Here is a 21,233-nt window from a genome sequence, read left to right as displayed (position 1 = left end):
GAAACAATTCTAGTTTTCAATTCACCAATGATATTATTGGCAAAGTTTTTATTTTACCTTATTATGATCAGTTAATTCAGTCATATATCAAGAGTATTGAAAGTAAATTAATTTGAAGATAAGAAAAAGATAATCTTTTCACTTTCAGTACCTTTTGTCTTATATTATTGTTAATCTATAGAACTCTACATTGATAAACATTATAATTATCAATACTTTATGAGTAGCAATTAATTAAAAGGTTTTTTATGGCGACAATAAAAGATGTTGCGCATTTAGCTAAAGTTTCAGTTGCAACTGTATCTCGTGTGATTAATAACGCAAATAACGTTCGGGATAATACTAGAGATACCGTAAAAAAAGCTATGGAAAAATTAAACTACTATCCTGATGCTAATGCACGCGCTTTATCACAACAAAATTCGAATACTATTGGTATTATTGTAGCTGATGTATCGGATCCATTTTTTGGTGCCATGGTTAGCACCGTTGAAAAAGTTGCCTCACGAACAGGTCATTTTTTGTTGATCGGTAATGGCTATCATAATGAGCAACAAGAATATAATGCGATTACTCAATTAATTGAGCATCGCTGTTCGTCGTTAGTTGTACACGCCAAAATGCTCTCCGATAGCGATCTAAAAAAATTGATGCAACAAGTACCCGGTATGGTTCTGATTAATCGTATCGTAAAAGGATTTGAAAAACGCTGTATTGCTCTTGATGACCGTTACGGCTCTTATCTTGCAGTCAAACATTTAATTCAACATGGACATACTAGAATTGGTTATTTATGTTCAAATCATAATATTTCTGATTCATCTGATCGTTTACAAGGCTATAAAGACGCATTGTTAGAACATGGTATTGATGTTAATGAAAACCTTATTGCGATTGGTTTACCTAATGAAATAGGTGGCGAACAAGCAATGATGTCATTACTTGAACGTAACTGTCATATCACTGCAATTGCTTGTTATAACGATTCAATGGCCGCCGGTGCAATGTCTGTGCTTTATGATAATGATATTAAAATTCCAAACGATATTTCGATTATTGGTTTTGATGATCTTGTTTTATCGCATTATTTACATCCTAAATTAACTACTATTCGTTATCCTTTACAGACAATGGCTGAACAAGCTGCTGAATTAGCACTAAAGCTTGCAAAAGGAGAAAGTATTCCAACAAATTTGATTAACGTCTATATACCAACCTTAACTAAGCGTTATTCAGTAACTTTTATTAATAGTTAAAAATGAAGTAGTTATACATCAACAAAGTATCTATTTTTCATCTGAACTATATATTTTACATCTATAATATAGTTCAGATGATAAGCCTTATTTTATATCTATAACCTTACACTTAAAACCAAGCTTCTGTTTGTACACCAAAGCTAATTTGATGATCTTTACCATTAAAATCAAATTTACTAATATCATTTTGTAGTGCTTCTATATAAGAAACATAAAAACGAATATCAGGTCGTGAAGATAAAATACTTTTTCCGACTTTAAATGAATGGTAAAGTGTTGTTTTATATCCTTCTTCAACATAAGTTTTACTTTTAACTTTGTCTTTCTGACGAAAGTAACCTAGTTCAACACCGCTTTGATTATAAGTATCCCAGATATAAGCTGGTCTTATTGCTGATTTAAAACTTGTAAAATCGGTATGTGGAAGATTAAGATCATAAGAATAAACATCATTGCCTGAAGTTAAAGCCAAAGCATGGGCAACAATGATATTATCGCTTAAATAAGCTTCACCTTCAGATACTAAACGATAAGCTTTACCACCAGTATGTGTACCTATATAGTCATTATCCGAATTACTAGCAAATTCAGGGTTGTTAGTATTAATATTAGCCAGCTGTGAAGCGACAGAATTAGTTGCTGTCTGTAACGTAAATTGATTAAATCCACCCAAAAATTCATTTTGACGCAAGACAAAGCTACCAAGCCAAGCATTTTTAACCGATATATTATCTTGGATTTTAGATTTATTTGGTGCTGAATAACGAGCATTCACACCAAGCGTTGCATTTTGCCATAATGGAATATCACGATAGCGAATTTCTAATTCATTTAAATCAACTTCTTCTTTTTTATATTGGGTAATTTTATTTCCCAGACCATCATCTTTAATGAATCCTTTTTTGCTTTTTACATTTACATCAGCTCTAACTAATGCTAAATCAAGAGCACCAACACCGACTCTAAGATTTTCAATACCAATCCCCCCACCCGCAGGTGTTTTTTGTGTTTTCCAATCAAGCATTTGAATTTCATTATAAGGTAAAGAGTGTTTACCAACCCATAATTTCGCATCAGGAAAATGCGGCACAAATCCTTTTGTTTCTAAATAGATATCTGAAAATTGCATAAGATTGTCATCTTGCGTATTAAATAAACCTGCAGCTTTATTGGTTGCCACGTTTCCATCAATCATAACAATTGCATCAACTCTTCTGCCATCTTGATCATAGACTTTTTGCTTAAAGATAAGATCATACCAACCACCATATTCATTACCAAATCGACCTAATGCACCTTCAGCATAATTTTTAGGTTTACCGTTGCTTGAGGTTGACCAACCACCACGGAAGTAACCATTATAAGAAAATCCTATTTCTTCTTTAATATAATCTTTAAATTCAGCTAAAGTAAATGATGTCTTTTCTAGATGATTGGTGTCTTGCGTAGTATCGTTTTTTGGTGCACTAACTAGTACAATTTGATTATTATTTGCTTGTACTGGGTTAATAGGTACCTGTTGATTTGTAATTATCGGTTTTTGGCTATTTTTAAGTGCTTTTTTCTGATTATTTATAACAATTTGTTGTTTTTGAAGGTTATTATTTAATTGAGCAAGCTTTTTATTAGATTCAATCACTTGTTTTTTCAAATCATTTGACTCTTTGCTAAGTGTTAATAGCTTTTGCTCTAATAACGCAATTCTTGCTTCTAACTCATCTTGAGTTGTAGCCATAGCATTGGGTAAATAACACAAACCCAATATAGTTATTAAAACAATTCTTTTTGGCCTGAATTTACATACAATTTTTTTTGAAATTTTCATTTTTCCCCCTATTCATTATTTAAAAAATAGATAAATATTTTTTAATTTGAGACAAAAAAAAACCTAAAGAATAGCCATAGCTATTCTTTAGGTTTTGCCCGCTGTAAGTCGGTAACAATCCAACACCTTTTAATTGGTAGTTTCAATATAACCAATAAAAACTACTATTCAAAAGCTAAATACTAATATTGTGATTAATATCACATTAAAAATTATGATGTTGTATACAACATATTGCGAATATATTTCTACTACAATTTTTGAACCAATAAAAACCTACAAAACTAGATTTAACAAATATGTATACGGTTACATAATTGTTATCTAGATCACTGTATTTAGTTACAAACTATCTATAATAACTAATAAATGACGTAGTAATATTAGCAATAAATAAAACGGAGAGCGTATGAATCCTTCTTTCAATGAAATTATAAACCGTCACGATTGGAATAATTTATCTGTTTTGAATTTAAATCGACTTGAAACACATCCGAAATTTCATAGTTGGCGAGATAAAGCGCAAGCTAAAAATAATAGTGATTCAAATGCTGTATTGTCATTAAATGGTGAGTGGTTTTTTAGTTATTTTACAAGTCCCAAACAAGTTCCAGAGTCATGGTTACAAAAGGAACTTGACGCAACCACAATTGAGGTGCCATCTAACTGGCAGTTGAAGGGATATGATGCGCCGGTTTATACCAATATACGTTATCCTTTTCCATATAACCCGCCTTATGTACCAGATGAAAATCCAACAGGATGTTATTCACGATATATTTCTATGACTAAAGAGTGGCTGACTAAAGGCGATACACGGATTATATTTGATGGGGTTAGCTCTGCATTTCATCTTTGGTGTAATGGACGATGGGTTGGTTATTCACAAGATAGTAGAATTCCAGCAGAATTTGATCTAACGCCTTTTTTGAAAGTCGGTAAAAACCGCATAGCAGTATTAGTCTTAAAATGGTGTGATGGCAGTTATCTTGAAGATCAAGATATGTGGCGATTGAGTGGTATTTTCCGAGATGTTTCTCTACTGAATAAACCTAAATCACACTTACGTGATATTCACATTGATACTTTACTTGACGATTGTTATCAAAATGCCACTTTATCTTTACAGGCCGATATTCAGCATGATGGAAATATGGATTTATTGGATGTAGGTATTGAATTGTGGCAACAAGATAAGTTAGTTGTTGAGCATATGCAATCAATCGGTTTACCTTTTGTTGACGAAAAAGGAGGGTACACTGACCGTTTACGTTGTCAAATACCGGTTACTAAACCACAATTATGGAGTGCTGAAACCCCAAACCTTTATCGAATTGTTGTTAGTTTATATCACAAAAAAACAGGCTTAATTGAATCAGAAGCTTATAACGTTGGATTTAGAACCATTGAAATTAAACATGGGCAACTATGCTTAAATGGTAAACCACTATTAATTAAAGGCACAAATCGCCATGAGTTCTATCCTGATTTGGGATATGCATTAACCGAAGAAGCAATGTTGCATGATATAAAATTGATTAAACAACATAATTTTAATGCTGTGAGGTGTAGTCATTATCCTAATGATCCTCGTTGGTATGATCTTTGTGATCTATATGGACTATATTTAGTTGATGAAGCCAATATCGAATCACATGGTATGTTTCCTATGTCTCGTTTGTCGGCCGATCCTAGATGGCTTGCAGCTTATAGTGAACGAGTAACGCGAATGGTTCAGCGCGATCGTAATCATCCTTCTATTATTATTTGGTCGTTAGGAAATGAATCAGGGCATGGATCAAACCATGATGCACTTTATGCTTGGATTAAAAGTAACGATCCAACTCGTCCTGTGCAATATGAAGGTGGTGGTGCAAACACCACTGCTACTGACATTATTTGTCCTATGTATGCCCGCGTTGAGCAAGATCAACCACACCCTAATGTTTCCAAATGGGCAATAAAAAAATGGATTTCATTACCAAATGAAAATCGCCCACTTATTTTGTGTGAATATGCCCATGCAATGGGTAATAGCCTAGGTGCATTTTATAAATACTGGCAAGCGTTCAGACAATATCCTAGACTACAAGGTGGGTTTATTTGGGAATGGGCTGATCATGGGATACGCTGTTCTACACCTTCTGGCGATAATTATTGGGCTTATGGCGGTGATTTTGGTGAAACTTATCATGATAGGCAATTTTGCTTGGATGGATTAGTCTTTCCTGATAGAACTTCTCACCCAAGTTTGATTGAAGCCAAAAAGGTACAACAGCCATTCCAATTTAAGCTAATTAGTCAAAAACCGTTGATTATTGATATTACGAGCGAATATCTATTTCACCATGCAAATAATGAAACTTTATATTGGGAATTATTAGTTAATGGAAAAAAATATCAAAAAGGAAAAATTAAGCTTAATATTAAACCCAATAGTTCATTACAAATAACTTTACTTGACAATATAGCAAATGATTTAAATTGTGAAGATTTACATTTATCAGTTAGTGTTATTCAAAACAAGGCTACACCATGGTCACAAGCTGGTCATATTGTTGCATGGGAACAGTGGAAATTAGCTAATTCTTATATTCCTTCATTAGCTTTTTGCCAAGCAAAAAATAAACTAAAATTGACTGAAACTAAAGATGATTACATTATTAATTACAAAAACCAAAGTTGGCAATTTAATAAAAAAACTGGACAGCTTTACCAATGGACAAAAGGTAATAAACCATTATTAGCTTCACCTTTTACTGATCAATTTGTTCGTGCACCTATCGATAATGATATTGGTATTAGTGGCGATTTTGATAGTAATAATAATCCATTCGCTTGGGTTGAGCAGTGGAAAGCCGCTGGTTATTACGATCTAACCCACCAATGTTTAGGTATGCATCTTACACAATCAACAGATAAAATTGTGATCGAAGCACTGCATGGATATTTGTTCAAAAACAAAAAAGTAATTCAAACTAAATGGCAATATGAGTTCGATCAAGAAGGCAAATTAACTTTATCTGTGCAAGTTGATATTGCTAACGATATGCCTGCACCAGCGAGAATTGGTTTAAGTTATCAAATGAGACAGATTCCTAAAAAAGTAAAATGGCTTGGTTTAGGACCTCATGAAAATTATCCTGATCGAAAAACATCTGCTATTTTTGGTGATTGGTCGTTACCTTTTGCAGAACTTTATACTCCTTATATTTATCCATGTGAAAATGGGTTACGTTGCGAGGTTAAAAGATTGCAACTTAATGAGATGATCATAACTGGACATCAGTTTAAATTTAACGTTAATCAATATGGGACAGAGCAATTAATAGAAAAAACTCATCGTCATTTATTGGAACCTAGGTCATGCGCATATATAAGTATTGATGCTTATCATATGGGAATTGGTGGAGATGATTCTTGGACACCAAATGTACATCATGAATTTTTACTGACCGATAAACATTATAGTTATCAGCTTATGTTTAAATGTTAAATAAGCCATCTAAAAATAAGGCACCGTTTTGAGTGCCTTATTTTTATTCAATTGTATTTTTCGATATGGTTATTTCTTAATAATTGTTATATTCCATTTAACATTTCACCATCAAACAGCTTATCAAGTTCTTCGATAAATTCTTGCTGAGGTAGGTGATAAAAGATGCCTTGCTCGGGCATTCCTCGTAAAAAGAGATAATATACCCCTCCAAAATGCGTTTGGTATTGGTAATTAGACAAACGTCCTTTTAAAAAACGATGCAATGCTAAACAGTAAAGTTGATATTGTAGGTCATAGCGATGATCGCACATCACTTTTTCAAGTGCTTCTTGGCTATAAGCATCAACACATTCACCTAGCCAATTAGATTTATAATCAACCACATAATATTTTCCTTCAAATTTGAAGACTAAATCGATAAAGCCTCTTAGCATACCTTGTACCGACTCAAAATCTAATTCGGGACATAATCTTGACAAATGATCATATTGTTTACATAAACTATCTAATTGCTGACTAGTGACTGTTTTGCGTATAGGGAGATAGAATTGCAATTCGTTAATATGTTGCCCCATTAACACTTGCGATAATATTAAATTTGGATCATGCAGTTTTGTAGTCAATATCTGTTGCATCCAATTTGTTACTACGCTATTCCACTCTGTTTCTAAATTGAGCTTTTTTACCATCTGATTACATAATTCAACAAGATTATCTGATGTGATATCTTCCATAATGCTGTGCATTAATGTACCGACATATGCTCCTTTAGGAAAATGGTGGATATCATATAGTGTGTCGTTTGATTGTACTATATCGGATTCGTATGGGGATTCGTCCCAGTCATTAATAAGATCAGGCTTATAAGCCAATACATTATGATTATGCCTTTGTAATTCAGTATAACTTGTGACCCGCCAACTGTTTGAGATATTACGCGAAAATACATTAGCCGATAATGATTGGTCTGGCAAAATTGGCGGAATATACTGTTCGCTCTCTATAGGTAATTGGACATCAATTAAATTAGCTATGTTGGCAATTGATCTTAATTCACTTTTTAATAAATGATTAATAGCCGATTGGCTTTTTTTCAATGAAGCAAGTCCAATACTGCAATGATAAACCGAGCGAGTCATTGCAACATATAATAGCCGCAAATCTTCAGCAAGTCGCTCTTTTTCTATCTGCTCTTTAATCTCATCAGACAGTAACCATGCATATGTTGGCTGATAGTCATTATTTTTATCATGATAAAATTGGCTGTCGGACGTACGATATATTGAAATAAATGGTAACCAAACAATCGGAAACTCTAATCCCTTTGATTTATGAATAGTAATAATCTTGACAAGGTTTTCATCACTTTCAAGGCGTTGCTGATGATTTTCTAAATTCGGATCTGGATTAATGATTTGTTTTGTCAACCAACGAATTAAAGCGTGTGCACTATCTAATTCATTTGATGCTTCTTGAAGTAACTCTCCTAAATGCATTAAATTGGTTAACGTTCGTTCACCATCTTGGCGAGCTAAGATGTTTTCAGCTAGATGTCGTTTTTTCATCATTCGGCGTAACATAACCAATACACCATAATATTGCCAAATTGCTTGATATTGTTTGAATTCTTCGACCAAACTTTCCCATTTATCTTGATCGTCAGTGATTTTTTCAAGATCAGTCATGGTTTGACCTAATAGCGATGTCATTAATGCTAGCTTGAGCATTGTTTCGTTTTCTGGCATTAAAACAGCTTGCAATAGGCTCAATACATCTTTTGCTTCATTTGAAGAAAACACACTACTATTGTTTGACAAGTAGACACTTTTAACACCGCAATGAGTCAATTTTTGTTGAATAACTTCGGCTTCACGTCCATTACGCACTAAGATTGCAATGTCTGCAGTAGTCACAAGACGTTGTTCGTTTTCGCTATCAATTAACATTGACGAATTAGACAGTAAAGTCACTATTTGGGTAGCACAACAACTAGCCATGTGTTCTTGATAATCAGAATTGGTTGCAATATCATCAGGCAGTAAGTAAGCAGCTAATGCCGATACTTCTTGGTTGTTAACTTGTAAAGACTTTTGCTGATTCCGTTTTGCCGCTTCCATGGGTAAAAAAGGAATATCATTAAATATAAATGGATTATCACAATTAGAAAATAATTGGTTAACAGCTTTGACCATCGAAGCAGATGAACGATGGTTTACATCCATGGTAAAAGAATTTTCCCCTGTCGATTGTTTAGCTTTTAAGTAAGTGAATATATCAGCACCTCTAAAGCTGTAAATTGCTTGTTTTGGATCACCAATAAATAGTAGCCCTCGATCCAACTTTTGCTTGTCATAAATACGATCAAAAATTTGATACTGAGCAGGATCGGTATCCTGGAATTCATCAATTAAAGCAACACAATATTTTGAGGCTATACTTTGCGCCAATCGATCGCCCGTTTTTGCTTTTAGTGCGCGATTAAGTTGCCCAATAAGATCGTCAAAGCTCATCTCGCCATTTTTTAGTTTTTCGTTATAGAGCCCTTTTTGAATTACGCTGACGATATCCATTAATATTTGACTTTGTAGATCAAAAGATTGTTTATATAGATCGTCAATTTGTTCAAAAAACGAATGACATGGAACACTTTTTCCTTCTTTCGTCTTTTCGATTAAAACTGATTGCTTAAATTTTTCAAGTTCGTTGGGTAATTCAAACGTTCGAGTTTCGCTGTTAGCCCATGCCGATACTTTAATTACCCAATTAGGTAGATTTCGACTACTATATGATTGTTTGCTGACACCTGATTGTGTAATGATTTCAACTAATTTTTCAGACAAAGCTAACCAAGATTGTTTGATATTTTCAATTTTTTCATAGCATTGCTGGTAAAAAAGCTTTATTTTTGTGCTTATATCTAGGTTTACCTTGTCAGCATTGTTAAGATCTAATCCTAAATATGGGGTGATGTCTTTTAGTAATGCCGTTGGATCTTGCCATGTAGCAAGCACTAAATAAGCAAGTGATTTATCAAGCGGTGTAAAATAGTGACGCCAAAAATCTTGGGTTACTCTTAATTTTAATTCATATTCATCTGAGATTAGCTTTTGCTCAAATAAAACACCCGATTCAAATGCATGGCTAGTTAGTATTCGTTGGCAAAAACTATGTATAGTATAAATAGCCGCATCATCCATTGACTGTTGAGCAATAGTAAGTTGCTGTACTGCAAATTTTCTATCATAAATTAATTCAATGAGTTGTTGATAAATAGGATCTTTATGATGTCCTTGTAATAACCCTATTCGCAGTTCTTGAATATTTTGCCTTATCCGCGATCGAAGTTCTTGAGTTGCTGCTTTAGTAAAAGTCACAACCAAAATTTCGTTAACATTTAAAGGCCTTGGATAACTATTTTGACCAATGCCCAATAATAACCTTAAGTAAATAAAGGCAAGGGAATAAGTTTTACCAGTCCCTGCCGATGCTTCAATTAAAGTTCGACCAGTTAGAGGTAAATCAAAAAGATTAAGTTTTTTTACTCCGCTTGATGAAACCATTCAAGATTTCCTGCAGAGTTTGGTAATAAACTAATACAAGCAATTGCAGCAGTAGAAAACATAGGAGGAGAAACTTGCGGACATAGTTCATTAACTAAATATCCCACTAATGGCAAATGCGATACAATAATCGCATTTTCAACCCCATCATTTAACAATATTGCTAATACGTCAGCAATATGAGATGGACTACCGCCAGGCACTAAAAATTGATTAGTTTCAACTCTTTTAACACTAACCTGTGATGATAATTCTGTCAATGTTTGTTGAGCTCGTAAATAAGGGCTAACTAAACCAATTTCAAATTGAAAATTTTGCTGTTTAAGCCATTTGCCAGCTAGATTTGACTGATTAACGCCATAATTTGTTAATGTTCTACTTGAATCTGATAAAGCAGAAAACCCTGCTTCACCATGTCTCATAATACAAACTTTCATCGATATTCAATCAACGTAATTTTAATTGGAAAATCATGCATTCTGCACCACAGCAAAAAGTGAATTTTACTGATAATTTAAAGCCATCATTAATTTTTTCAATATTACTCTCAATTTTGCAAGGCTCAGTTTCAACATCTTTGGCAGCTTGTGTTAATGATGCCAACTTTTGTTGAGCTTCAGATTCTGTCGCAAAAACGTGCTCATATTCAGCGCTACAATCCTCGTTGTCAATTATTGTACCAACATCCACGCAACAACATGCTGCTGTTTCGTTTGCTTTACATTTGTTTAAAGAATCTGTCATGCTCACCTCTAATTAACTGTTAATATTTCTAATAGTATACTCTTAATCATAACTTAGGGTAAAGCGCTAACTCTGTTTTGTTATCTATCTGAATATGATGCCGTATGTGGCCACTAAACTATTTTGTTAGTTGAGATAAAAGGAATTAAAGATACCTCTGCCGAATGGCAGAGGCCAATACATTAGAATTTAGGTGCTGTTGGGCGACTGCGTTTTTTTACAAACGCTTTATCAGATGTATCTGATTTATTGTTTTTACGAGCTCGTTTAGTATCAGACGTTGCTCCACTGATTAAGCTCATTTTCATTGGTTGATTAAGTACTCTTACTTTTTCAAAATGTTTTAGTATGTCTTTTGGCATGCCTTTTGGTAATTCAACAGTTGAATAAGTATCATAAAGTTTGATATTGCCAATATAACGGCTACTAATATCGGCCTCATTGGCAATTGCACCAACGATATGCCGTACTTCAACACCGTTTTCTTTACCAAGTTCGATACGGTACATATCCATATCACCCACATCGCGACGCTCACGACGTTTTGGTGTTTCGCGATTATCTCCTCGTAGACGGCGCTCACCACTACGGTTATCCCGATCTCGCATTTCACGCGATGGTTTAAACACTGGATCTGGTGGCAAAATTAAAGGGCGTTCCCCTTGTGCTAATTTTAATAAAGCGGTTGCAATCGTTTCAAGATCGGCTCCGCTATTAGCTTGTATTTGTGCTAATAACTTTTGGTACTCATCTAAATTACTACTCTCAAGTTGTTTCTGGACTTGCTCAGTAAATTTAGCTAAACGACGCCGTTCAAGTAGCTCTTTTGATGGCAATCCAACTTCTGGAATTGTTTTTTTGATAGTTTGCTCTATATTCTTAAGTAAACGACGTTCACGGCTATCAACAAATAAAATAGCTCGACCAGCACGACCAGCGCGACCTGTTCGTCCAATACGATGAACATAAGATTCAGAATCTAAAGTGATATCATAATTGATAACTAAGCTAATACGCTCAACATCTAAACCACGAGCAGCAACATCAGTTGCAACTAATATATCTAAACGACCATTTCGTAAACGATCTAATGTTTGTTCACGCAATTGTTGTGTCATATCACCATTTAATGCAGCACAACTATAACCGTGCTTTTCAAGCACTTCCGCCACATCTAAAGTAGCTGATTTTGTTCGAACAAAAATAATAGCCGCATCAAAATCTTCTGCTTCTAGAAAGCGAACGATAGCTTCGTTTTTACGCACACCCCGAACAAGCCAATAACTTTGGTCAATATCAGGGGCTGTTTGCTTGGTACCTTTGATCTGGACTTCTTTAGGATTTTGCATAAATCGTTTAGTAATACGACGAATTGGCGCTGGCATTGTTGCCGAAAATAAAGCTGTTTGATGATCATCAGGAATCGTTGTCATAATACTTTCAACATCATCAATAAAACCCATTCTTAACATTTCATCTGCTTCATCAAGTACTAATCCCTTAAGATTAGAGAGATCTAAAGTTTTACGATTTAAGTGATCAAGCAAACGTCCTGGTGTACCAACTACAATTTGAGGACCTTGTTTTAAGGCACGTAATTGAACGTCGTAACGCTGTCCACCATACAAAGCTAGTACTTTAACCCCTTTCATATATTTTGAATATTCAGAGCAAGCATCAGCAACTTGTATAGCCAATTCCCGTGTAGGAGCTAATACTAAAAGTTGTGGTGCTTTTAAGTTTGCGTCAATATTCATTAAGAAAGGAATTGAAAATGCAGCGGTTTTGCCACTACCTGTCTGTGCCATACCCAATACATCATTACCCTCTAATAATAGAGGAATACATTCAGATTGGATTGGTGATGGTTTGCTAAAACCAAGATCATTTAATGCGTTAAGAATATCCTCGGATAAACCAAGATCAATAAAAGAAACTTCTTTTGTCATGTAAACTCGCTTATAAATTTTGAATATATAAACTTACTTATTTAGTAAAAATCCTGATAATTATTAACTAATATCATATAAGTTTTATCTTATTTTTTTAAACCAAATAAAGAAAGCAGATATAAATTTATGCCAGCTCACTAAATTGAAAATTTACAACTCACCCCAATAACTAACTGCCTATGTTAACTCAACAAATCGAATCTAAAAAAATAAACTAAGGTTGATTGATATTTATATATCTAAGATAAAGCTAACCGCATTATCTAATGTTAAGAACATATTATTTGGCAAATCAGAACTACGCTATAACAATATTTTCACTTTTAAAACTGGCATGACCCTTGTTACTCTTCTTTTTCTTCAAGTAACTTCATTTCATAAAGTGCCTGTTGATGTTCAACATAGTTATAAATATTATTGGCTAAAGCATATTTAAATAACATTTTGGCACGTTCGTTGTCACCTTTACTTTGATAATATTTACCTAAGTAAAAGTAGGCTTCACAAAGGCGTTCGGCTAATTGTCGATTATTCTCTACACCTTGTTGAAGGTTCTGCATTAATTTAGATTCGCTAATTTTACCTAAATAAAATGCAATAATATTGCCACTATAACTCGTTTTATCATTAATCAGATCATAACGTTTTTGTAGCTCATTTTTGGCGGCTTTATTATCATTTTCCTTTTCAATCAAATAAAGCCATAGAATTCTAATAGGTTCATTCACATCATATTGATAAAACCGTAATGCATCACGCTCTGCAGCCTGATAATGGCCTGTACGATACAACGTAATAGCACGATTTAAATATGCATAAGTATAAGTGGAATCAAGCTCTAATGTAGTATTAAACGACATCAAAGCTGTATCAAAATCACCATCTCTTAATGCATAAGTTCCTAAAAAGTTGTAAATGTCAGGAACTTCCGGATTTAAACCCAACAAATAGGAAAAATCGCTTTGAGCAAAGGCTTTAAACCCCAATGAATCATAGGCGATACCTCGCTCAAATATGAGTTGCATTCGCGTTCCAGTATCAAGGCCTTTTTGAGATAGCTGTTGGCTGAGCTGAGCAATTTTTAACTCATCATCATATGAAACTTGCTCAGGAACAGCTAACAAAGGTTGAGAATTAGAACAACCTGACAAAAGAATAACAGCTAGCAAAATGCCGCATACAGTTCTCAGGTTGAATAATCCCATTTTTATCCCCTAATGAATAATAATTTTATTCTGCTGTTGAAGCAACTTCTGGTGTAGGTTCGACTGCATCTTTCATACTCAAACGGATTCTACCTTGGCGATCAATTTCTAGTACTTTAACATTTACTTCTTGACCTACTTTTAGATAATCAGCCACTTTTTCAACTCGATGATCGGCAATTTGGGACACATGAACAAGTCCTTCTTTACCACCAATAACCGATACAAAAGCACCAAAATCAACGATTCTTGTCACTTTACCTGTATAAATTTTACCAATTTCGACATCAGCAACTAAGTTAGTAATACGTGCCATAGCATCTTTGGCTTTATTGCCATCTGAAGCTGCAATCTTAACAGTACCATCATCAGTGATTTCAATAGTTGTTCCTGTTTCTTCGGTTAAAGCCCGAATTGTTGCGCCACCTTTACCGATAATATCGCGAATTTTGTCAGGATTTACATTCATTGTATAAATACGTGGTGCAAACTCTGAAATTTCTTGGCGAGGCTTATTAATTGCTTGTTCCATTACACCTAAAATATGTAAACGAGCACCTTTAGCTTGATTAAGTGCTACTTGCATAATTTCTTTGGTTATACCTTCAATTTTGATATCCATTTGCAATGCACTTACACCTTCGCGTGTACCTGCTACTTTAAAGTCCATATCACCAAGGTGGTCTTCGTCACCAAGAATATCTGACAATACGACAAACTGATCACCTTCTTTTACTAATCCCATTGCAATACCAGCAACAGATGATTTGATTGGTACCCCTGCATCCATAAGAGCAAGTGAAGCACCACAAACAGAAGCCATTGAAGATGAACCATTTGACTCAGTAATTTCAGACACTACTCGAACAGTATATGGAAATTCTTCACGGCTTGGCATTACAGCCGCAACACCTCGTTTAGCTAGGCGGCCATGACCAATTTCTCGGCGTTTTGGTGAGCCAACCATGCCTGTTTCGCCAACAGAATATGGAGGGAAATTGTAATGAAGTAAGAACCGTTCGGTATATTCACCAGTTAACTCATCAATGATTTGTGCGTCACGCTCAGTACCTAATGTTGCAGTAACTAGTGCCTGAGTTTCACCACGTGTAAACAGTGCACTACCATGAGTTCTTGGTAAGACATTAGTACGGATATCAAGTGCACGAATCATATCTTTTTCACGACCATCAATACGCGGTTCACCAGCAATAACACGCTTACGAACAATTTGACTTTCCAACTCAACAATAATATTAATCACTTCGTTTTCATCAAGCTCGTCATTTTGTTCTTTTAGTACAGCTAAAACTTCTTCTTTAATTAAATCGATTTGTGCATAACGTGCTTGCTTTTCAGTAATACGATAAGCTTCGCCCAAACGATCTTTAGCTAATTCAACAATGGCATTATATAGCACCTCATTTTTAGCCGGTGCTACCCAATCCCATTTTTCACAATTGGCTTTTTCTACAAATTCGTTAATATTATCAATAACAACTTGTTGTTGTTCATGACCAAATACTACCGCTGCTAACATTTGATCTTCAGTGAGTAAATCAGCTTCAGATTCAACCATTAATACTGCACTTTTTGTGCCCGCAACAACTAAATCTAGACGACTGGCTGCAAGCTCTTTTACTGATGGATTTAATACAAATTCATCATTAATAAAGCCAACACGTGCAGCACCAATAGGACCGTGGAATGGAACACCAGATAAGCAAAGTGCAGCAGAAGCGCCAATCATTGCAACTAGGTCAGGGCTCACCTCGGGATTAACCGAAACAACGGTTGCAATAATTTGGATTTCATTAACAAATCCTTCAGGAAATAATGGACGAAGCGGGCGGTCGATTAAACGTGCAATTAGAGTTTCACCTTCACTTGGACGACCTTCACGTTTAAAAAATCCACCAGGAATACGCCCCGCAGCATAGGTACGTTCTTGGTAATTAACTGTTAATGGGAAGAAGTCTTGACCTTCTTTTACTTTTTTATTTGCAACAACCGTGACAAATACAGCAGTATCATCCATATTAACCATAACAGCTGCGGTTGCTTGACGAGCCATAATACCAGTTTCTAAAGTCACGGTATGACGACCATATTGAAATTTTTGACATGTCGGATTAAACAAAATAGTGTCCTCTTGTTATTTGTTATGTTGAAGTTTGATATTTCGACAGGACGCAGCATTACGCTACGCTTATTGATACTCTCTTCAACAATGTGGGATATATACAACAAAAAGATTATTTCACTGTCACGACTAATGACAAATCTATAAATTATAGAGCTCTCATTAGTCGCGCGAAACATGAGATATAATCTTTACTTTGTTGGCTTACATAAAATAATAATTTTTAACGCTCCATATTATATCAGAGCATCGATTTTTCACAACGAAAAAGAGGCCTAAGCCTCTTTTCAAGTAGATTGTCAATTAGCGACGTAAACCTAGTTTTTTAATCAATTGGTTATAACGTTCAATATCTTTACGACGTAAATAATCTAATAATTTACGACGGCTAGACACCATACGTAATAGACCACGACGGCTATGGTGATCTTTTTTATGCTCAGAAAAATGACCTTGTAAATCATTAATACGTGCAGTTAAAAGAGCAACTTGAACCTCTGTTGAACCAGTGTCGTTAGTGCCACGACCATATTCGGCAACGATTTTCGCTTTAGCTTCTACAGTTAGAGACATAATAAACCTCTTAAAATAAATATAAAAAATGGAATGACCGATCTCTAATTCAGACATTCCTCGGTGCCCATATAGTGAATATATGAGCGAGGAAATTATACTGAAATCTATAAAAATAGCAATTTGATTTATTTAGTTAACAGCAATATTTACTTAAGCTCAAAACCATACTCTTCTTGAATTAGTTTTTTTAGCGCCTCAATATAATTTTGAGCCGATAAGCTTAGTTGAGCCTTTTGTGATGTGATCCAGCCTATTAGGATTTTTTCTTCTACATCTAACGGTATTGATAAAATATCAGATCCGTTTAAGTCAGCACTTAAAACCCCTGTACTAATGGTATAACCATTAAGTCCGTGCAATAGGTTAAATAAGGTTGCTCTATCACTAACGTGTATACTCTTTTTATGATAAACCGTACTTAAAATTTCTTCGGAAAAATAAAATGAGTTATACTCTCCCTGCTCAAAAGAGAGATAAGGATAATCCTCTAAATCATCTAAAGTTAATAACTTCATGGATGCTAATGGGTGATGAGTACTGATAAATACATGAGGATTAGCTTCAAAAAGTGGGTTAAAGGTTAATCTATGTTCTTTCAGTAACCGTAAAATCACTTTTTTATTAAAATCATTCAAATACAAAATACCAACTTCACTACGTAAATTAGCTACATCGGTGATAATATCATGTGTTTTTGTTTCCCTAAGCGTAAACTCATACTCATCTGTTTGATTATTTTTAATTAAATTGACAAAAGCATTAACCGCAAAAGCGTAATGCTGAGTGGATATGCTGCATAACTGCTTAGAGGGTTCTTTTTTGGAGTAGCGCTGTTCCAATAGCTCAGCTTGATCTAGAACTTGTTTGGCATAACCTAAAAACTCAACACCATCAGGTGAAAGTGAAACTCCTTTAGAACTGCGCACAAAAATCTCAATACCAAATTCAGCTTCTAGATCTTTCACCGCCGTTGATAAGCTTGGCTGAGTAATATATAAATTCTTAGCTGCTTCATTAATTGAGCCTGAACGTGCAATTTCTAAAATGTAGCGTAATTGTTGAAGTTTCATAATATCGGTTGACGAGTTAACACAAACTATCTTATATGACACAAATATATACTATATAATATTTAAGTGAAGTAAATATTTGTTGCTATTTTATACTCAAACATATAGTTACCGGAAAGTTTTTGACAAAAATTTTAATATAAATGAATTATGAAAGGCAAAAATGAGAAGCAGTAAAATTGATAATAAAATTACTTTAGATATTTTAGATAAAGAAAAATGTAAATTATTTAACTTATAAGTAATTAAAAAAAGTTTTCGTAAATTAATTTTATACTCATAAGGGTCGAAACTGTAATTAACATTGGTCGAATTAATTTACGACCTTTGGCGATAACCATTTTAGCACCAAGCCTTGCTCCTATAAATTGACCAACTAACATAACCAATCCAATTGACCATATTACTTCGCCCCCTATAATAAAAAACAACAAGCCGGCCAAATTTGAGGTAAAGTTTAGTACTTTGGTATGTGCAGTCGCTTTAGTTAAATTAAAACCAGCTAACGTGATATAAGCTAACGCATAAAATGAACCAGCTCCAGGGCCAAAAAAGCCATCATAAAAACCAATACCAAAGGCAGGAATTAATGCGAATTGAATAAGTGAAAGGCGACTGTTACGGTCGTTTTCTCCAATAGTTGGAGAAAGTAAAAAATAGAGCCCAACGCTAATAGTTAAAATTGGTAATAATAATTTTAAAAAATCAGCTTGGATACGCATCACAGATAATGTTCCAATTGCTGAACCAACAAAAGCAAAAACGATTGCCCATTTTTGTTGTTTCAAATCCACCATATGCTGCCGGATAAAATATAGGCTAGCAGAAAACGAACCACCGCAACTTTGCAATTTATTGGTTGCCAATGCACTAGCTGGTGGCAGTCCAACAGCAAGTAATGCAGGGACAGTTAATAAACCACCTCCGCCAGCAATAGAATCAATAAAACCGGCCAAAGCAGCAATCAGAAAAAGTAAAATAAGCAGATCATAACTCATAATTTATTTACATCACCACATTGAGCCCGATAACGAAGGTAGTGATCCATCAGCACAATAGCAACCATTGCTTCAGCAATTGGTACAGCTCGAATGCCAACACATGGATCATGTCGACCATGTGTAGATACTTCAACGCTTTCACCCAAAATATTAACTGATTTACCTGGAATTTCTATACTAGGCGTGGGTTTAAGAGCTATGCTAGCTGATATGGTTTGTCCTGAACTAATACCACCTAAAATCCCACCGGCATGATTAGATAAAAAGCCTTTAGGTGTTATTTCATCACGATTTTCGCTACCACGTTTATTCACAACAGCAAAACCATCGCCAATTTCTACACCTTTCACGGCATTAATACTCATTAGTGCATGCGCAAGATCAGCATCTAGTTTATCAAATACAGGTTCGCCAAGTCCTACTGGAATATTTTCAGCAACAATGCAAACTTTCGCACCTATTGAGTCACCCTCTTTTTTTAATGACCGAAGCAGCTGTTCAAGTGCATCTAATTTACTCTCATCTGCGCAAAAAAATGGATTGTGTTCAACTTGTTGCCAGTCTTTCAATTCACATTTTACATCACCCATCTGAGCCAAATAACCACGAATAGTAATGCCAAGCTTTTCTTGTAGATATTTTTTTGCAATAGCGCCGGCAGCAACTCTCATAGCCGTTTCACGAGCAGAGGAGCGACCGCCACCGCGATAATCGCGTATGCCATATTTATTTTGATAAGTGTAATCTGCATGGCTTGGTCTGAAGATATCTTTAATTTTACTATAATCTTGAGAACGTTGATCGGTATTTTCAATAAGTAAACCAATACTCGTCCCAGTTGTAACACCTTCAAATACGCCTGACAAAATTTTGACTTGATCTGCTTCTCGGCGTTGAGTTGTATAACGAGATGAGCCAGGTCTACGACGATCAAGATCATTTTGCATGTCTGATTCTGTTAACGCAAGTCCAGGAGGAACACCATCGACAACACACCCTAATGCTACTCCGTGCGATTCACCAAATGTGGTTACTTTGAATAATTTTCCGATTGAGTTTCCAGCCATAATAAATTTATTCCAATGATTAAAAACAGCTTATTTAAAACAGTAATGATATTGAATCAGTTCTTCACGTGTGATAGAAAATACACCCAACCCACCACGTTCAAATTCTATCCAATTAAAAGGGACATCGGGATATTGTTGTTGTAGGCTAACCCAACTATTGCCGACTTCACAAACTAATACACCTGCTGGTGTTAAATAATTTATCGCATCTCGTAAAATTTTTTTTACCAGATCTAAACCATCAAAGCCCGCTTCTAATGCTAATTTAGGTTCATATAAAAACTCATCTGGCAAATCACTCATATCTTCACTATCAACATAAGGCGGATTAGTGACAATCAGATCGTATTGTTTTTCAGGCACATCATCAAATAGATCTGACAAAATAGGAGTAACTTGAAAATCCATTTCGTGCATCTCAATATTTGTTTGGGCGATATCTAATGCTTCTAATGAAATATCAGTTATATCAACTTGAGCATCAGCAAATTCATAAGCGCAAGCAATCCCTATACAGCCACTACCAGTACATAGATCTAAAATATTTTTAGGTTCAGTTAATATTATTTGCTCAAAATGGTTATCAATTAGTTCACCAATAGGAGAACGAGGAATTAATACACGCTCATCCACATAAAAAGCATGTCCACAAAACCAAGCTTGGTTAGTTAAATAAGGGGTTGGTACACGATCTTTTATTCGCTTTTGAATAATATCAATAATTTGATTTTTTTCATCATTAGTTAGATTAGCGGAATAAAATTCTTCAGGAATAAACAACGATAATCCTAACGTTGCTAAAATTAATTGTTTAGACTCATCAATAGGATTATCTGTACCATGACCTAAAAAGACATCTGATAGACTAAGTTGTGATGCTGTCCAACGTATAAAGTCTTGAACTGTGCGTAAGTTTTCCATAATGGCTCCAAATGATTAAGGAGAGGAAGGTATTGTTTGTCATTTTAAGCAGCTAATCTTAATTGGATTTGTTAAAGTAATTCTGATAGCCATTTTAACAATAACATTGAACCAGATGTTCTTTCCTGCTATGACTAAATAGTTATGGCGGTGAGGAAGGGATTCGAACCCTTGATACGTTGCCGTATACACACTTTCCAGGCGTGCTCCTTCAACCACTCGGACACCTCACCTAATTATTAGAGCCTGCTTTGTTAAAGCTAGCTGCATACTATAATAATCACAATGTAATTAATCAAGCTTTTTTAATTCATACAAACAATAATACCAAATATAGCTATAATAGCTAGTATACCAACTGTTGTAATCAATGCATATTTTAAATTTGAACACATATTATTATCTCCA

The 21,233-nt window shown here is 34.7% G+C and carries 15 protein-coding genes and 1 tRNA gene; 2 read left to right on the top strand and 14 right to left on the bottom strand.

Going from position 1 to position 21,233, the window contains the following annotated elements:
* Nucleotides 1-248 precede the first annotated feature (248 nt).
* Nucleotides 249-1,256 carry a substrate-binding domain-containing protein gene (locus GA0061080_RS00270; protein WP_091119066.1) on the top strand — a complete coding sequence of 336 codons (1,008 nt, stop codon included), beginning with the start codon at nt 249-251 and terminating at the stop codon, nt 1,254-1,256.
* Nucleotides 1,257-1,368: 112 nt separating this feature from the next.
* Here GA0061080_RS00270 and GA0061080_RS00265 read toward each other — a convergent pair whose 3' ends face one another.
* On the bottom strand, nt 1,369-3,084 hold the full coding sequence (locus GA0061080_RS00265) for a carbohydrate porin (RefSeq protein ID WP_091119062.1): 1,716 nt from the start codon (nt 3,082-3,084) through the stop codon (nt 1,369-1,371).
* Nucleotides 3,085-3,493: 409 nt separating this feature from the next.
* On the opposite strand from GA0061080_RS00265, the gene GA0061080_RS00260 reads away from it, so the two are divergent.
* Nucleotides 3,494-6,580, top strand: coding sequence for a beta-galactosidase (locus GA0061080_RS00260; protein WP_091119058.1), 3,087 nt, complete (start codon nt 3,494-3,496; stop codon nt 6,578-6,580).
* 86 nt (nt 6,581-6,666) lie between these two features.
* Here the strand turns inward: GA0061080_RS00260 and recB are convergent, their stop codons facing one another.
* The 13 genes from recB to cydH form a co-directional block, all read right to left on the bottom strand.
* On the bottom strand, nt 6,667-10,143 hold the full coding sequence (gene recB / locus GA0061080_RS00255; RefSeq protein ID WP_091119055.1) for an exodeoxyribonuclease V subunit beta: 3,477 nt from the start codon (nt 10,141-10,143) through the stop codon (nt 6,667-6,669).
* Complete coding sequence (gene sixA / locus GA0061080_RS00250; RefSeq protein WP_091119051.1) at nt 10,122-10,580, bottom strand: phosphohistidine phosphatase SixA; 459 nt, start codon at nt 10,578-10,580, stop codon at nt 10,122-10,124. The genes recB and sixA overlap by 22 nt, the downstream gene beginning before the upstream one ends.
* Nucleotides 10,581-10,590: 10 nt before the next feature.
* Complete coding sequence (locus GA0061080_RS00245) at nt 10,591-10,887, bottom strand: YfcZ/YiiS family protein (RefSeq protein ID WP_091119047.1); 297 nt, start codon at nt 10,885-10,887, stop codon at nt 10,591-10,593.
* A gap of 182 nt (nt 10,888-11,069) precedes the next feature.
* Entirely contained in the window at nt 11,070-12,836 is a 1,767-nt protein-coding gene (locus GA0061080_RS00240) for a DEAD/DEAH family ATP-dependent RNA helicase (protein WP_091119043.1), read from the bottom strand.
* 347 nt (nt 12,837-13,183) lie between these two features.
* Complete coding sequence (nlpI, locus tag GA0061080_RS00235) at nt 13,184-14,044, bottom strand: lipoprotein NlpI (RefSeq protein WP_091119040.1); 861 nt, start codon at nt 14,042-14,044, stop codon at nt 13,184-13,186.
* A 25-nt stretch (nt 14,045-14,069) separates the two neighbouring features.
* Nucleotides 14,070-16,184 (bottom strand): polyribonucleotide nucleotidyltransferase, encoded by a 2,115-nt coding sequence (gene pnp / locus GA0061080_RS00230; RefSeq protein ID WP_065560646.1) that lies wholly within the window; start codon nt 16,182-16,184, stop codon nt 14,070-14,072.
* Between the two features lie 306 nt (nt 16,185-16,490).
* A complete protein-coding gene (gene rpsO, locus GA0061080_RS00225) occupies nt 16,491-16,760 on the bottom strand; it encodes a 30S ribosomal protein S15 (RefSeq protein ID WP_034909676.1) in 270 nt (89 codons plus the stop codon).
* Between the two features lie 149 nt (nt 16,761-16,909).
* Nucleotides 16,910-17,833: a LysR family transcriptional regulator gene (locus GA0061080_RS00220; RefSeq protein WP_091119035.1), complete on the bottom strand. Its 924-nt coding sequence runs from the start codon at nt 17,831-17,833 to the stop codon at nt 16,910-16,912.
* A 245-nt stretch (nt 17,834-18,078) separates the two neighbouring features.
* Nucleotides 18,079-18,831, bottom strand: a complete 753-nt coding sequence (locus GA0061080_RS00215) for a TSUP family transporter (RefSeq protein WP_085164448.1) — start codon at nt 18,829-18,831, stop codon at nt 18,079-18,081.
* Entirely contained in the window at nt 18,828-19,901 is a 1,074-nt protein-coding gene (gene aroC, locus GA0061080_RS00210) for a chorismate synthase (protein WP_065589546.1), read from the bottom strand. Before aroC ends, GA0061080_RS00215 begins: the two co-directional genes overlap by 4 nt.
* A 30-nt stretch (nt 19,902-19,931) precedes the next feature.
* Nucleotides 19,932-20,825, bottom strand: coding sequence for a 50S ribosomal protein L3 N(5)-glutamine methyltransferase (gene prmB, locus GA0061080_RS00205; RefSeq protein WP_085164446.1), 894 nt, complete (start codon nt 20,823-20,825; stop codon nt 19,932-19,934).
* A gap of 145 nt (nt 20,826-20,970) precedes the next feature.
* Nucleotides 20,971-21,058, bottom strand: a tRNA-Ser gene (locus tag GA0061080_RS00200).
* Between the two features lie 72 nt (nt 21,059-21,130).
* Nucleotides 21,131-21,220, bottom strand: a complete 90-nt coding sequence (gene cydH / locus GA0061080_RS13050; protein ID WP_141683063.1) for a cytochrome bd-I oxidase subunit CydH — start codon at nt 21,218-21,220, stop codon at nt 21,131-21,133.
* Nucleotides 21,221-21,233 lie beyond the last annotated feature (13 nt).

The sequence above is a fragment of the Gilliamella intestini genome (assembly GCF_900094935.1).
GTDB lineage: Bacteria > Pseudomonadota > Gammaproteobacteria > Enterobacterales > Orbaceae > Gilliamella > Gilliamella intestini.
The sequence above is the reverse complement of the archived record's forward strand: the minus strand, read 5'-3'. Positions and strand labels throughout refer to the sequence as shown.

Bases quoted from the DNA above. Each gene is read 5' to 3' on its own strand.
- nlpI (WP_091119040.1), bottom strand. From the start codon at position 14,044: ATGGGATTATTCAACCTGAGAACTGTATGCGGCATTTTGCTAGCTGTT.
- GA0061080_RS00245 (WP_091119047.1), bottom strand. From the start codon at position 10,887: ATGACAGATTCTTTAAACAAATGTAAAGCAAACGAAACAGCAGCATGT.
- aroC (WP_065589546.1), bottom strand. From the start codon at position 19,901: ATGGCTGGAAACTCAATCGGAAAATTATTCAAAGTAACCACATTTGGT.
- rpsO (WP_034909676.1), bottom strand. From the start codon at position 16,760: ATGTCTCTAACTGTAGAAGCTAAAGCGAAAATCGTTGCCGAATATGGT.
- GA0061080_RS00220 (WP_091119035.1), bottom strand. From the start codon at position 17,833: ATGAAACTTCAACAATTACGCTACATTTTAGAAATTGCACGTTCAGGC.
- cydH (WP_141683063.1), bottom strand. From the start codon at position 21,220: ATGTGTTCAAATTTAAAATATGCATTGATTACAACAGTTGGTATACTA.
- GA0061080_RS00270 (WP_091119066.1), top strand. From the start codon at position 249: ATGGCGACAATAAAAGATGTTGCGCATTTAGCTAAAGTTTCAGTTGCA.
- prmB (WP_085164446.1), bottom strand. From the start codon at position 20,825: ATGGAAAACTTACGCACAGTTCAAGACTTTATACGTTGGACAGCATCA.
- GA0061080_RS00265 (WP_091119062.1), bottom strand. From the start codon at position 3,084: ATGAAAATTTCAAAAAAAATTGTATGTAAATTCAGGCCAAAAAGAATT.
- GA0061080_RS00215 (WP_085164448.1), bottom strand. From the start codon at position 18,831: ATGAGTTATGATCTGCTTATTTTACTTTTTCTGATTGCTGCTTTGGCC.
- sixA (WP_091119051.1), bottom strand. From the start codon at position 10,580: ATGAAAGTTTGTATTATGAGACATGGTGAAGCAGGGTTTTCTGCTTTA.
- GA0061080_RS00240 (WP_091119043.1), bottom strand. From the start codon at position 12,836: ATGACAAAAGAAGTTTCTTTTATTGATCTTGGTTTATCCGAGGATATT.
- GA0061080_RS00260 (WP_091119058.1), top strand. From the start codon at position 3,494: ATGAATCCTTCTTTCAATGAAATTATAAACCGTCACGATTGGAATAAT.
- recB (WP_091119055.1), bottom strand. From the start codon at position 10,143: ATGGTTTCATCAAGCGGAGTAAAAAAACTTAATCTTTTTGATTTACCT.